We start from the raw sequence: 13,292 nt of genomic DNA, 5'->3' as shown, positions 1-13,292 counted from the left end.
GGCTAGCGCTTGTAGCCGTTGGACCGGGGGCAGATGTGCCCCTCGGGGTCGAGCGGCTGCCCGCAGAACGGGCAGGGCGGGCGACCGGCCGCGACGATGGCCAGGCATCGGCGGGCGAAGGCCCGGGCGCTGGTCGGGTCGAGAACCACCCGGACGGAGTCAGCCGGGGTCTCCTCCTCCGGGTCACGGTCGTGGCACTCGATGACGACGCTCGAGCGGTCCTCGTCCCAGGCCAGGCTGACGGTGTCGACCCGGAACTCGTCCTCGATCGGGGTCTCGAGCGCCTCGGAGTCGGTGTGGTGCTCCGCCACGGCCTCGGAGCCCTCGGGCCCACCGACGGTGTCGAGCAGGTCGGAGATGCGCTCGGCGAGGATGCTCACCTGCACCTTCTCGATCGACACGGACACCAGGCGGCCACCGCCACGGGCCTGGAGGAAGAAGGTGCGGCCCCCGGGAGGGCCCACGGTGCCGGCGACGAAGCGCTCTGGCGGGTCGAAGTCACTGATCGCCATGCGCGCAGACTAACCCGTGAAGCCCCACGGGAGCTCGAGGCGGTGGCTGCGGAGCAGCGGTGCATCGGCCAGCAGCCCGCGGGTCGGGCCGTCGGCCACGACGACGCCGTCAGACAGCACCACCGACCGCTCGCAGAGCTCGAGGGCGAACGGCAGGTCGTGCGTGACCATGAGCACGGTGACGTCCAGCGAGGTGATGAGCTCCCCCAGCTCCCGGCGCGACGTCGGGTCGAGGTTCGACGACGGCTCGTCGAGGACGAGGATCTCCGGCTCCATGGCGAGCACCGTCGCGATCGCGACCCGGCGCCGTTGGCCGAACGAGAGGTGGTGCGGCGGCCGGTCGGCGTATGCCGTCATGTCGACGGCGCTGAGTGCGGCGTCCACGCGGGCCGCCAGGTCGTCGCCGCGCAGCCCGAGGTTCGCCGGGCCGAACGCGACGTCGTCCCTCACCGTCGGCATGAAGAGCTGGTCGTCGGGGTCCTGGAAGACGATGCCCACCCGGCGACGGATCTCGAGGTGGTTGGCCGGGGTGACCGCGAGGCCGGAGACGGACACCGTCCCGGCCCCTGCCTCGAGGATCCCGTTGAGGTGCAGGACGAGGGTCGTCTTCCCCGCGCCGTTGGGCCCGAGCAGGGCCACCCGCTCGCCACGGTGGATGTGCAGGTCCACGCCGAAGAGGGCCTGGTGGCCGTCGGGGTAGGCGAAGGCGAGTCCCGCCACCTCGAGGACGGGGATGCTCATCCGAGGCGCCCCAGGACGAGGGCTGCCACGGCAAGCATCGCCGGCACGAGCGCGACGGCCCAGTCGGCGGCCGAGGCGCGGAGCGGGTCGGTCACGGGCATCCGGCCGGTGTAGCCGCGCGACAGCATCGCGAGGTGGACCCGCTCACCCCGCTCGTAGCTGCGGATGAACAGGGCGCCGGCACTCGACGCGAGAACCGGCCAGGACCGCACGCTGCGAGGCGCGAAGGCCCGCGACTCCCGGGCCACCTTCATCCGTTGCGCCTGTGACCCGACCACCCCGAGGTAGCGGACCATGAAGGCGAGGATCTGGACGAGCCGGTCGGGGACACCGAGCTCCTGCAGGGCACGGACGAGGTCGCGGCTCGACGTGGTCGTCGCGAAGGCCACCGCCATGAGGACGCTGGTCGTCGCGGTGAGCAGGAGCGCCACCCCTGCCTCGACACCGTCGCGCGAGACGGTGAACGGCCCCGCCTGCATCCGTGGGCCGACGGCGACGAACGGCAGCACCAGCGCGAAGACGACGAACGGCGTCTCCACGGCGAGCCGGGGAAGCACGTGGCGCCACGGCACGCGGGTCGCCACGACGACGGCGAGGGCGACGGCCAGCATGGCGCCCCGGTGGTCGTGGGCGTCTCGCGGCATCGCGACGACGAGGAGCACGAACACGACGAGGCCGACGAGCTTGGTGTGGGCCGGGAGCCGGTGGACGACCGAGGTCCCCTCGACGTGCAGGTGGGGACTGAGCTCACCACCCACGTCAGTCGTCGTCGCCGGCGTCGCCGCGACGACGCAGGAGGTGCATCAGGCCGAAGGCGACGACCGCGACCACGGCGACACCGATGACGCCGGCCAGCCCGCCCGACAGCCGGGGGTTGTCGACACCGGCGGTGCCGTAGTCGGCCAGCGGCGAGTCGGCGGCGGCGTGCTCGCCCGCGGTGCCCCCGAAACCGAGCCGCTCCGCGACGAACTCCAGGCCGTCCGGGTTGGCCGAGGCCCACACCGAGACGACCCCGGCGAGGAGGACACAGATGCCGAGGCCGGCGACGACGAGCCGGGAGGTCGAGACGCGCTGCCGGGTGGGGGCGCTCACGCCGCGGCCCCCGTGCGGATCTCGAGGGGTCGCGCGGCGGTGAGGCCCCGGGCCCCGTGGACGAGGTCGGGCCGCGTGGCGATGATGCTGCCGACGGCCAGCAGGGTGATGACGCCCTCACCGACCCCGATGAGGGTGTGCCAGCCGAGCATCGTCGCCACGAGCGTGTCGAGCGGGATGGGCGCTCGTCCGCCCACGGCATACAGGGCGGTGAACGCCAGCGCCGTCGCGGGCACCGAGAGGAACCCCGCGACGCCGGCCATCGCGGGCACCGCCGAGGGCCCCGCCGAGCGGAGCACCCGGCGCAGTCCGACGAAGACCAGCCAGCCGGACCACACGCCGACGACGCCCATCAGGGTGACGTTGGTGCCGAGGGCGGTGATGCCGCCGTCGGCGAAGAGCAGCGCCTGGACCGTGAGGACGACGGTGAGGCACAGGGTCGCGGTCCACGGCCCGACGAGCACCGCGGCGAGCGTCCCACCGAGGAGGTGACCCGACGTCCCCGCCCCCACCGGGAAGTTGAGCATCTGGGCGGCGAAGACGAACACGGCGACGAGTCCGGCGAGCGGTGCGGTGCGGTCGTCGAGCTCGGCCCGTGCCCGGCGCAACGCGAGGGCGACGCCACTCGCCGCCACGACGGCCGTGGCGAGCGACGTCGGAGCGTCGAGGAACCCGTCCGGGACATGCATGCCGCGCCTCCGTTGTTGCGAATCGTGTGCAACAACGACTCTAGCCGGTGCCGCCCCCGACGGTGGCGTCGCCCACGGGAACGGTCGCGGGAACGGTCGTCAGCCCGTGGCGGAGCGCGTCGCCGGCCGAGTTCACGGCCAGGACCATCGCCCGGTCCCGGGTGCGCCGCACGAGCGAGACCGACGCCGGGTCGACGTGGACCCGTTGCAGCCCGGCCAGGCCGGCCCCCACCGCGTCGGCGAGCACCGCCTTGATCGGGTCGCCGTGGCTCACGGCCACCCACACGGCCTCCGGACCGCGCTCGGCCTCGACCTCCGCGTCGATGCGCACGATCGCGTCGACGATGCGCTCGGACATCTCGCTGAGGGACTCGGCGGCGTAGCGGTCGCTGTCGGGGAAGCGCGCGGACGCCGGGTCGTCCTGCACGGTGCGCCAGAGGGGGTCCGAGGTGAGCTCGGCGATCGGCCGGCCGGTCCAGGCGCCGTAGTGGCACTCCCCCAGGTCGTCGACCACCTCGGCCGTGGACCCGGGGAGCAGCAGGTCGGCGGTCTCGCGGCATCGCTGCAGGGGACTCGTCACGAGCCGGGCGACGGGCACGTCCGTGAGGCGGCCTGCGAGGCGGGACACCTCGTCGCGTCCCCGGTCGGTCAGACCGACGCCCTCGCTCCAGCCGGCGAGGACCGCGCCGGCGTTCGCGGTCGAGTGTCCGTGCCGGACGAGCAGAAGCAGAGCCACGGCGCCCACTGTAGGCAACAATGGCGCGCGTGATCGTCGACAAGGCCCTCTACCGTGACGGCGTCCGCACCTCGTGTGGCGACCTCAGTGACGAGCTCGACGCCATGAGGGCCTCCGGCGCCGCCGACGACTTCCTGTGGATCGGGCTGAAGAACCCCTCGATGGCGGAGCTCGAGAACGTCAACGACGAGCTCGGGCTGGGACTGCACCGGCTCGCGCTCGAGGATGCCGTCATGGGTCGCCAGCGCGCCAAGATCGAGCCGTACGGCACGGACGTCTTCGTCGTCCTCAAGACGCTGAGCTACATCGAGGAGACGTCCGACGTCGAGACCGGCGAGCTCATGGTCCACGTCGGGAAGCACTTCGTCCTCACCATCCGGCGTGGCGAGCTCAGCCCGCTCGCGGGCGTGCGGAAGGAGCTCGAGCAGGACGGCGAGAAGCTGGCACTCGGCCCGATGGCCGCCCTGCACGCCATCATCGACAAGGTCGTGGACCAGTACCGCGACATCGACGTGGAGCTCGCGCGTGACATCGACGAGATCGAGGAGGCTGTCTTCTCCGACGGCCTCGTCTCCTCGGACGTCATCTACCGGCTCAAGCGGGAGGTCCTCGAGTTCCGCCGCGCCATCACCCCGCTCGTCGTCCCGCTCCGCATGCTGCACACCAGCGGCCGCTCCCCGCTGCCCCATGACGAGCTGCGGCTGCTCTTCCGTGACATCGACGACCACCTGCACTTCGTCGCCGACCGCATCGACAGCTACGACCGCCTCCTCAGCGACGTGCTCAGCGCCAACCTCGCCAAGATCTCGGTGCAGCAGAACGCGGACATGCGCAAGATCTCGGCGTGGGTCGCCATCGCCGCCGTCCCCACGATGATCGCCGGGATCTACGGGATGAACTTCGACCACATGCCCGAGCTGCGCTGGCACTACGGCTACTTCGCCGTCCTCACCCTCATGGGCGTGGTCTGCGCGGGCCTGTGGCTGACCTTCAAGCGGGTGAGGTGGCTCTAGGGCCGCTCAGGTGGCGGTGAGCCAGCCGGCGCCCAGCACGACGAGCAGGAGCGCGCCGAGCACGACGCGGTAGGCGATGAACGACACCAGCGAGTTCGTCTGGACGAACCTCAGCAGCCAGGCGATCGAGGCGTAGGCGACGACGAACGCGACGACCATGCCGGTGAGGATGGGGCCGACGCCGAGGGCCTTGAGAGCGTCCACGTTGTCGAACGTCTCGTAGATCCCGGCCCCGGTGAGCGCCGGGATCGCGAGGAAGAAGGACAGCTCGGTCGAGGTCACGCGGTCGATGCCCCGCATGAGGCCGGCGGAGATGGTCGCGCCCGAGCGGGAGACGCCGGGGACGAGCGAGAAGCACTGCACCAGGCCGATGACGAGACCGTCCTTGATCGTCAGGGCGTCCTCCCCGCGCTGCACGCCCTGCGAGGCGAGCACGTCGTGGCGCCGCTCCGCGACCCACATGACCGCGCTCCACAGGATGAGGGCACCGGCGACCACCCAGAGGCTGCGGAGCGGCCCCGAGATGAGCTCCTTGAGCAGCAGCGCGGTGACGACGACGGGCAGGGACCCCACGATCACCGCCCAGGCCAGCTGGTAGTCGTGCTCCTGCCGGGCTTCGGCGCTGCGCAGTCCGGCCACCCAGGCGAGGAAGAGGCGCAGGATCTTCTTGCCGAAGTACGTGAACGTCGCGAGGATCGCGCCGATCTGGATGAGAGCGGTGTATGCCGTGACCGCCGGTGCGTCGACCGGCATCCCGAGCAGCTTCTCGGCGATGGTGAGGTGCCCCGTCGAGGAGACGGGGAGGTACTCGGTGAGGCCCTCGACGATGCCGAGGACCACCGCCTCGACGTAGCTGAGCTCGACGGGGGCGTCGACAAGGATCATGGGGTGGGGGCTTCCTGCACGGTCGTCGGGACGAGGTCGGCCATCACCCGCAGGGTCTCGACCCGCTCCTCGAGAGTCAGGGCAAAGGGTGACACGCCGAGGGTCGTGACCCCGGCAGCGGCGTAGCGGGCGGCGCGTTCACGGATCCGCTCCGGCGGCCCGATGAGCGCCGTCGCGTCGATGAACTCGACCGGCACCGCGGCGGCCGCGTCGCGGTGCTGCCCGGCGAGGAACAGCTCCTGGACCCGGGCGGCCTCCTCCTCGAAGCCCATCCGGCAGGCGAGCTGGTTGTAGAAGTTCTTGTCCCGCGAGCCCATGCCGCCGATGTAGAGCGCCGAGTAGGCGGCGACCGCAGCGGCGCCCGCCTCGACGTCGTGGGTGAGGACGACCGGCACCGTCGGCACGATGTCGAACCCCTCCAGCGGGTGCGTGTCCGTCCCCCGGCCGGCTGCGCGCCGGCCGGCCGCGATCGACTCGACGACCTCACCGGAGTGCTCCGGCGAGAAGAAGATCGCGAGCCAGCCGTCGGCGATCTCACCGGTGAGCTCGAGGTTCCTCGGGCCGACCGCGGCGAGGTAGACGGGCAGGTGGTCCTGCGTCGGCGCGATGGTGAGCTTGAGGGCCTTGCCCGGTCCGTCGGGCAGGGGCAGCGTGAAGTGCTGGCCGGCATACTCGAGCCGTTGGCGCTCCAGCGCCAGGCGCACGATCTCGACGTACTCCCGAGTGCGTCCGAGCGGCTTGTCGAAACGGACGCCGTGCCAGCCCTCGCTCACCTGTGGCCCGGACACCCCGAGACCGAGCCGGAACCGCCCTCCGGAGAGGTGGTCCAGGGTCGCCGCGGTCATTGCCGTCATCGCGGGCGTGCGTGCCGGGATCTGCATGACGGCCGACCCGAGGGCGATGCGCTCGGTCCTGGCGCCGATCCAGGAGAGGAAGGTGACGGCGTCGCTGCCGTAGGCCTCGGCGACCCATGCCGAGTCGTAGCCGAGGCGGTCCGCCTCCACCGCCAGGGTCAGCATGTCCTGGCTGGAGGACAGCCCCATGTAGCCGAGGTTCACCGCGAGTCGCATGCGCTCACGGTAGTGGGACGCGAGCAGGCCACCAGCGAGGTGGTCGCCGCCTCCGGTCAGCGCGAGCGGTCCGTGCTGCCTGCGCCGTCGTTCGCGGAGCCGCTGCTGTCGGCGTCGTCCTCGTCGTCGGAGTCGTCGTCGAAGTCCTCGTCGTCCAGGCCGGCGTAGACGCCGCCATCGTCGTCGTCGTCCTCGTCGAGATCGTCCTCGTCGTCCCCGTCCTCCGAGTCCGAGTCGTCGCCGGTGTAGACGTCGAGCGGGGTCATCTCACCGAACGCCTCGTAGAGCGCGTTGTCGTAGGTCTCGAAGGCGTCGAGCAGGTCGTCGTAGGCCGCGGCCACCGTCGGGTCGTCCTCGCCGCGACGGCCGGAGCAGGCCTCGAGGTGGCGTTCGAAGGCGGAGACGAGGAGGGACAGGGCGGCACGCGGGTCGGCGCTCATGGTCAGAACCGTAGCGGGTCGTACCCCACAATGGGTCGATGGTCGAGTACGAGTATCGGGTCCTGTCGTTCGGACGCGACACCCGCCGGGGGGACATCCGGCGCGCCCTCACCGAGCACGCCGAGTACGGCCACTGGGAGCTGCACCGCACGCGGATCTACATCGGTGGCGTCACGCGAGCATGGCTGCGCCGCAAGATCATTCGCGCCCGTCGCGCGTCCTGACCGTCCGGGCGGTGCGGGTCAGCAGGTCTCGATGAGACGCTGGAGCACGCGCGCGCCGAACCTCAGCGATTCGGTCGGCACCCGCTCGTTGATCCCATGGAACATCGGCGCGAAGTCGAGGTCCGCCGGCAGCCGCAGCGGGGCGAACCCGTAGCCGGTGATCCCCAGCAGCGAGAGCGCCTTGTTGTCGGTGCCGCCGGAGAGGCAGTAGGGCAGGACCTCGGCGTCCGGGTCCTCCGAGCGCAGCGCGGCGACCATGGCGTCGACGAGCGCTCCCTCGAACGGGGCGTCGAGGGCGATGTCGCGGTGGATGACCTCGATGGTGACGTGCTCGCCGACGAGGTCGGCGATCGTGCGCATCAGGTCCTCCTCGTGTCCCGGCAGGAAGCGGCAGTCGACGTTGGCGCTCGCCTGCTGCGGGATGACGTTGTGCTTGTAGCCGGCGTCGAGCATCGTCGCGTTGCTCGTGTCCTGGAGCGTGCCGCGCACGAACCCCTGGGCTCCGCCGAGGTGGTCGAGGAGCTCGTCGAGGTCCTCGTCGGAGTACGGGACGCCGGTGATCTCGCTCAGGCCGTCGAGCAGGGTGCGGACCGACGGGATGAACTCACGCGGCCACTTGTGCGCCGCGAGCCGGGTCAGGGCCTCTGCCAGACGGGCGATGGGGTTCTCGTCGTTGGGGACCGACCCGTGGCCGGCCCGCCCGGTCGCGGTGAGGCGGATCCAGGCGATGCCCTTCTCGGCGGTCTGGAGCAGGTAGGCGCGCTTCTCGCCCCCGTCGGACGTCGGCACGGTGACGCTGTAGCCGCCCACCTCGCTGATCGCCTCCGTGACGCCCTCGAAGAGGTCGGGGCGGGTGTCGACGAGGTGGTGGGAACCCTTGACTCCCCCGGCCTCCTCGTCGGCGAAGAGGGCGATGACGAGGTCGCGCGGCGGGACGATCCCCTCGCGGGCGATGTGCCGGACGCAGGCGATGATCATCGCGTCCATGTCCTTCATGTCGACGGCGCCGCGTCCCCAGATGCAGCCGTCCCGCTCGAGGCCGGAGAAGGGGTCGACCTCCCAGTCGGCCGCGTTGGCCGGCACGACGTCGAGGTGGCCGTGGATGCACAGGCCGCCACGCTCGCGGTCGGCGCCGGGGATCCGCACGACGACCGAGGCCCGACCGGGGTCGGACTCGACGATCTCCGGGTCCAGCCCGACCTCGCGGAACAGCCCGGCCACGTGGTCCGCCGCGGCCCGCTCCCCCGGCCCCGAGCCGTCACCGTAGTTCGACGTGTCGATCCGGATGAGGTCCTGGCAGATCCTGACGACCTCGTCCTCGGGCCGGCTCTGCGTGCTCTGGGTCATGCCGTCCAGCCTAGGTGTCGCAGCCGATTTCCGGTTGTGCCGGTATGCCGTGTAAAGTTCCCGCTCGTTGCAGGCACCGCCCCGCGGAGCAGGCAGCCACCTCGTCCGGGTGGCGGAAATGGCAGACGCGCTAGCTTGAGGTGCTAGTCCTCGTATAGAGGGTGGGGGTTCAAGTCCCCCCTCGGACACCGATACTCGGGCGAAGGCCCCGGAATCCCGGGCCTTCGCCCGACGTGTACGGCCGCTGAAATCCGATCGGGCACCGATGGTCGGGTTTGAGCCCGACGCCTTCTCGCCCCCCTTCCCGGGGCCTTGGCCGGCTCCTAGAGACGCTGCCTCAGAGGCGATGGGGCTGTCCGGTCCGGTTGGCGCGCGCCTGGTCGCGGCGGCCGCGGGCGCGCCGGGTGAGGCGTCGTTGCTGCTCTGGGTCGCCGGTGGGCGGGTCCGGGTGCTCTGGTCCTCGGGGAGCCTCGGATGAGCCGCCGCGCTCGCCCGCTGGCCAGCGGCTCCCCGATCACCAATGGGCGGGCCACGCGTGGCACGGCGGCGGTCCCCGGCGGGCTGGTCACCGGGCGACACGACGGGGCCGCTTCAGGACTGCCTGCTCGACGACCGGCGACCTGTCGGTGCCCGGCCCGGCTTGAGGTCGTCTCCCCCGCCGTGGACGCCATCCCCGGCGGCGGGTCAGGATCGGGTGTCGCCGCCGTGGAGCTCCACGCCGTGGTCGACGCGGCCCTGGCCGGTCGCCCGGTCCAGGTCGGGCTGCGGCTGCTCGTGGACTGCAGGTGTCGCGCGGGGGCCAACGATGGTGGCGGACCCGTCGGCGGTGGCGGGCCATGACGGGTCGAGCCGGGCCACGGCCAAGGCCCACAGCGCGCGGTGCCCCGAGAGGGTCAGGTTCAGCCGGACCCCGCCCAGCTCGATCACCTCGACCCCCGGCGGGTCGGCCAGAACGGCCCTCGCGGACGGCGACCCCAGCAGCCGGGTCAGCGTCTGCGGGCTGGTCCGCACGCCGATCGGGCCGGTACCGCCGCCCATCCAGCGGCGCAGCACGGCCAATGTCAGGGGGCGAAGCCCACCTTCTCCCACCCGGAGTACATTACGCCACCACCGTAGTATGGAGCAGGCTGATCATCCGCGTACCTCGATCCGCACCAGTGAGAAAGGCCATCCAATGACGCTCACCACACGCGACAGTAGCCCCCGGACGGGACGTCGACCGGCGGCTTCGCGGGCCCCCGGCGGCCGGCTGACTCCCACCACCACACCGAAGCCCGCACCGGGTCCTGAACTGCAGATCGCCGACTGGGCCGACCCTAGGTGGGTGGAGCGGATCGACGACTCCTGCCTGCTGCTGTTCGACCGCGCCAGTGCCGAACACTCCGGACCAGCCATCACCTCGACCATCAAGGGCCTGTGCGAAAGCGTCGAATATTTCGCCACCACGTTCGGGATCAATGCCATGCCCGCCATTGACGCCATCGGCGGACGGTCCGAACTCACCCGCCGCCTCCAGCACGAGTCCGTGCTGCACCTCAGCGACGACCTCAACCGGACGGGTCGGTCCATCAAAACCTGGACCCTGGTGGTCACCGACCTGCTCCCGCAAGGGATCCTGATCGCGCTCCAAACCGGCAGCGGCACCAAGATCGACGCCGCGTACCACCAGCCGGCGGCGTACTGGCTGGCCATGTCCGTCCTCGCCGAGTACCGGCCCGGGGTCCTGTTTTCTCGGGAGTGGCCCCGCAGCGGGCGGGACGGTTTTGCCATGGGTCCGGTCGTGTACGAGCTGCGCAGGATGGTCGACACCGGGCGGGTTCCTGCCATCGGTGCCGTCACCGGTTTACGGATGCAGGAGTTCGGCGACGAGACCGAAGAGACCCTGTACCGGCAAGGGCAGGCCGCCCGACTGGAAGCGAAGTGGTTCGGGCAGCGCGGTGCCCTGGCCAGGCAGAAAACCGCCCCTCACATGCTCCATGGGAGGGCCCCCTATGCCGGCAACAATCCGGCTCCCCCGGGCACGGCCACCGCCACGGTGGTCCCCGGCGCCTTCGACGACGGTGGGCCTGAGCAGTGGCCCGACGTGTCCCTCAAACCGGGCGAGGCCCGCTACCTGTACGTCGACACCCCTTCCTACCGACCCCGGCCCGTACTGGTGCGGAGCACCCGCAGCCAGGTGTTCCTCTCGGACGGCTCGCCCGCTCCCGACCAGGCCGGCCTCGTCGTCTGGTTCCTGGCCCACCTGGGCACCAGAGACGAGAACGGGCAGGTGTGGGACCAGGTGCGCTGTGCCAGACACCTGGCCGACAGCGGCTACAGCACCGAGGCGCTGCGCAACCTGCACCGACCCGACGCGGTCTGGACGATCAACTACACCTCAAAAGCGACGCTGCGGTACTCGACCCGGAACCTGTGCCGCAGCATTCTGGATCACCTCGACGAGTACGCGACCGGCACCTTCACCCTGGCCATGCCCGGCGGCCACGGCGAGACGGGCACCATCCGTGGGGTCTTCCCTCCGTCAGGCTTCTGGTTGGCGCCCGGCCGACCCGCCGAGATCCGGGACTACCTGGCGGAGGTCGGCAATGCCCCTAGCGGGCCCGCACACGTGTTCGCCGGTCTCCCGGTGGAGCTCAACGGCGGTGCGGCCAGCCTGGAGGCGTCCGCGCGCCGGGGGCCGCCCCAGTACCACTTCGTGCAGGCGGACGGCCACCGCATCCGGAGCCGACACGCCCCCATCCCGCCGGTCCAACACGACTTCCTGATCCAGCTGCTGGCACAGGGGTTCACAGCCAACCTGGCGCTGCCGCGGCTGGCGCCGCCCGACTCCCCCGTCCCCGAACTCGACGCCACCGCACGCGAGGCGCACCGGCAAGTGGCCGCACTCGAAGCCGTCCAGGAAGGTCGCCTCGACCGGCTGGACCTCGACGACCTCCAAGAACACACCACCCGGGCCGCCCTGAGCAGGCGCTACCACGACGGCGAGCTGGAGCTGGTCCGTTTGCGCACGGTCGCCGATCTCGCGCAGAAGGCCCTCGACGTGGCCCTCGCCCCGAACCCCACCGGGGTCCACCACGAGCGTCTGATCGACCTTCTCGGGGCGCTCGCCGATCCCAGATCCGCCGTGGCCCGCGACCTCATGGGCGAAGGGCTCACACTCACCGCCGTGCACGAGGTCCTCCAGGAACCCGATCACGTCCCGCGGCACCGGGTCGAGGTCACCGTCCGGCTCGCCATCCACGACGGTCACGACACCTGGGAGCTGGTCAGCACCGGCACGTACGAAGGGGGCCCCGCAGCCAAGGTCCTGCCCCGTCTAACCGCGGCGGTCAACGACCTCCGGCGCGGCGTCGGCCTACAGGACAGCCTCGGCGCCGACTGGCATCGGTGGCTGGGCCAGATCCGGACGGCGCTCGGCCCGGGAGGGCGCACCACTCGGGTGCATCTGATCGACGACCCTCGGCTGCAACGGTTGGTCATGGCCGTCATGCATCCGACCTCCCCCGAGATCGGCGCCGACCCGCACCACCCCCGCCTGGCCGGTCCGGCGGTGAGCGGCGCCGGCCTGACTGCTTTGGCCAAACGGCTGGCGGAACCCCCTGCCCTCATCCGGCAGATTGCCGCGGTCCATGGCGCTCCTCCCCCCGGGCACAAGTGGCTGCAGGATGCGGCCCGCGTCGTCGGTGACGCCTACGTGGCCGTCGCGGACACCGGTCGCGCCGACCTCGTCCAGATGGGCAAGCGCGGCGCGGTCCACCAGCTGCTCCGCGGCCGATTCGGGCCAGAGTGGCAACGGGTCGACCAGGAGCTGGTACTGGCCCGCTGCGCGGGCTGCGGCGGCACCGCCCGGGTCGCGTTACGCCTGCGCGAAGCCGCTGGATCTGTCTGCCTGAGCTGCCGTACGGACCGGTACGGGGTGCTCTGGCCGCCGGACTACGACCGGTACGCCCACCCCCACCGACGGTTCCCGTAGCCGCGTGAACGCCCTGGAAGTCACGACCTCAGCGGCAGATGCGGACGTCTGCGAACAACCGTCATTCCCGGATGGTGCGGCTTGATGAATCCTCTGCGAGACGGGCTTCGTGCCATCTGACCGCTTCGTCTCCGAACACACGGAGATGGGTCCAGGTTGTCCACGTTTGGCTGCCAAGGCGATACTCAATGAAAGGGAGTGCCCGTTGAAAGACACGGGCGAAGGCGTGTCCCCATTCCTGCAATGCGAGCTCGCGGTCGATGTATCCCCGAAGGACGTACATGGCGAAGATGTCAAACATTCCTAGGGATCGGTTGATCAGCTGATAGTTCTCCGGCTCCTGCTGGTGCAGACGGGCAGCATCGTCGACCGTCTTGACGCGCTCATACAGGAGCATTCGGCCACGTTGAATCTCAGGGTCGATAAGCCGCTCGTGGACGCGCAGGAACAGTTCCCGTTTGTCCTGCTTCTTGTTTGTAACAAAGGTGCCCAGGCTAACGGCTAAGGCCGAGAATGAGATCAGCAGCGCGGCGACATCAGAGTTCTCCATACGATTACCGTGGCCAGGCT

Annotated in this window: 15 protein-coding genes and 1 tRNA gene; 4 read left to right on the top strand and 12 right to left on the bottom strand. The window is 70.9% G+C overall.

All coding sequences use genetic code 11. The features are described from left to right. Window positions 1-2: 2 nt before the first annotated feature. Genes ACOJV9_RS05855 through ACOJV9_RS05830 form a run of 6 tightly spaced genes read right to left on the bottom strand, consistent with a single transcriptional unit; the run spans window position 3 to window position 3,770 of the window. Complete coding sequence (locus tag ACOJV9_RS05855) at window positions 3-512, bottom strand: DUF3090 domain-containing protein (RefSeq protein WP_420184255.1); 510 nt, start codon at window positions 510-512, stop codon at window positions 3-5. Between the two features lie 9 nt (window positions 513-521). Continuing rightward, window positions 522-1,253: an energy-coupling factor ABC transporter ATP-binding protein gene (locus tag ACOJV9_RS05850; RefSeq protein ID WP_420184254.1), complete on the bottom strand. Its 732-nt coding sequence runs from the start codon at window positions 1,251-1,253 to the stop codon at window positions 522-524. Further along, complete coding sequence (cbiQ, locus tag ACOJV9_RS05845) at window positions 1,250-2,011, bottom strand: cobalt ECF transporter T component CbiQ (RefSeq protein WP_420184253.1); 762 nt, start codon at window positions 2,009-2,011, stop codon at window positions 1,250-1,252. Before cbiQ ends, ACOJV9_RS05850 begins: the two co-directional genes overlap by 4 nt. Window position 2,012: 1 nt before the next feature. Beyond that, on the bottom strand, window positions 2,013-2,345 hold the full coding sequence (locus ACOJV9_RS05840) for a PDGLE domain-containing protein (protein WP_420184252.1): 333 nt from the start codon (window positions 2,343-2,345) through the stop codon (window positions 2,013-2,015). Continuing rightward, complete coding sequence (locus tag ACOJV9_RS05835) at window positions 2,342-3,034, bottom strand: energy-coupling factor ABC transporter permease (RefSeq protein WP_420184251.1); 693 nt, start codon at window positions 3,032-3,034, stop codon at window positions 2,342-2,344. The genes ACOJV9_RS05840 and ACOJV9_RS05835 overlap by 4 nt, the downstream gene beginning before the upstream one ends. Before the next feature lie 40 nt (window positions 3,035-3,074). After that, window positions 3,075-3,770 (bottom strand): MSMEG_4193 family putative phosphomutase, encoded by a 696-nt coding sequence (locus ACOJV9_RS05830; protein WP_420184250.1) that lies wholly within the window; start codon window positions 3,768-3,770, stop codon window positions 3,075-3,077. 29 nt (window positions 3,771-3,799) lie between these two features. On the opposite strand from ACOJV9_RS05830, the gene ACOJV9_RS05825 reads away from it, so the two are divergent. Beyond that, window positions 3,800-4,783, top strand: a complete 984-nt coding sequence (locus tag ACOJV9_RS05825) for a magnesium and cobalt transport protein CorA (RefSeq protein WP_420184249.1) — start codon at window positions 3,800-3,802, stop codon at window positions 4,781-4,783. A gap of 6 nt (window positions 4,784-4,789) precedes the next feature. Here the strand turns inward: ACOJV9_RS05825 and ACOJV9_RS05820 are convergent, their stop codons facing one another. The 3 genes from ACOJV9_RS05820 to ACOJV9_RS05810 are packed head-to-tail and all read right to left on the bottom strand — an operon-like array spanning window position 4,790 to window position 7,178. Beyond that, entirely contained in the window at window positions 4,790-5,668 is an 879-nt protein-coding gene (locus ACOJV9_RS05820) for an undecaprenyl-diphosphate phosphatase (RefSeq protein ID WP_420184248.1), read from the bottom strand. Beyond that, window positions 5,665-6,738, bottom strand: a complete 1,074-nt coding sequence (locus tag ACOJV9_RS05815) for an LLM class F420-dependent oxidoreductase (RefSeq protein WP_420184247.1) — start codon at window positions 6,736-6,738, stop codon at window positions 5,665-5,667. Before ACOJV9_RS05815 ends, ACOJV9_RS05820 begins: the two co-directional genes overlap by 4 nt. A gap of 56 nt (window positions 6,739-6,794) precedes the next feature. Beyond that, window positions 6,795-7,178 carry a hypothetical protein gene (locus ACOJV9_RS05810; protein ID WP_420184246.1) on the bottom strand — a complete coding sequence of 128 codons (384 nt, stop codon included), beginning with the start codon at window positions 7,176-7,178 and terminating at the stop codon, window positions 6,795-6,797. A 38-nt stretch (window positions 7,179-7,216) separates the two neighbouring features. On the opposite strand from ACOJV9_RS05810, the gene ACOJV9_RS05805 reads away from it, so the two are divergent. Further along, window positions 7,217-7,402, top strand: coding sequence for a DUF5703 family protein (locus ACOJV9_RS05805; protein WP_420184245.1), 186 nt, complete (start codon window positions 7,217-7,219; stop codon window positions 7,400-7,402). Window positions 7,403-7,420: 18 nt separating this feature from the next. Here ACOJV9_RS05805 and ACOJV9_RS05800 read toward each other — a convergent pair whose 3' ends face one another. Beyond that, window positions 7,421-8,749 carry a M20/M25/M40 family metallo-hydrolase gene (locus ACOJV9_RS05800; protein ID WP_420184244.1) on the bottom strand — a complete coding sequence of 443 codons (1,329 nt, stop codon included), beginning with the start codon at window positions 8,747-8,749 and terminating at the stop codon, window positions 7,421-7,423. Window positions 8,750-8,852: 103 nt separating this feature from the next. Here ACOJV9_RS05800 and ACOJV9_RS05795 point away from each other — a divergent pair. Next, window positions 8,853-8,937: transfer RNA gene (locus tag ACOJV9_RS05795), tRNA-Leu, on the top strand. A gap of 496 nt (window positions 8,938-9,433) precedes the next feature. Here the strand turns inward: ACOJV9_RS05795 and ACOJV9_RS05790 are convergent. Then, entirely contained in the window at window positions 9,434-9,802 is a 369-nt protein-coding gene (locus ACOJV9_RS05790) for a hypothetical protein (protein WP_420184243.1), read from the bottom strand. A gap of 271 nt (window positions 9,803-10,073) precedes the next feature. Between ACOJV9_RS05790 and ACOJV9_RS05785 the strand changes: the two genes are divergently transcribed. Beyond that, complete coding sequence (locus tag ACOJV9_RS05785) at window positions 10,074-12,722, top strand: hypothetical protein (protein ID WP_420184242.1); 2,649 nt, start codon at window positions 10,074-10,076, stop codon at window positions 12,720-12,722. A gap of 61 nt (window positions 12,723-12,783) precedes the next feature. Here ACOJV9_RS05785 and ACOJV9_RS05780 read toward each other — a convergent pair whose 3' ends face one another. Next, window positions 12,784-13,272, bottom strand: coding sequence for a DUF4760 domain-containing protein (locus ACOJV9_RS05780; protein WP_420184241.1), 489 nt, complete (start codon window positions 13,270-13,272; stop codon window positions 12,784-12,786). Window positions 13,273-13,292: the final 20 nt, after the last annotated feature.

Origin of the sequence: Knoellia terrae (assembly GCF_048606435.1) — a bacterium.
Taxonomy (GTDB): Bacteria; Actinomycetota; Actinomycetes; order Actinomycetales; family Dermatophilaceae; genus Knoellia; species Knoellia terrae.
This window is presented reverse-complemented; position numbering and strand designations above follow the sequence as displayed.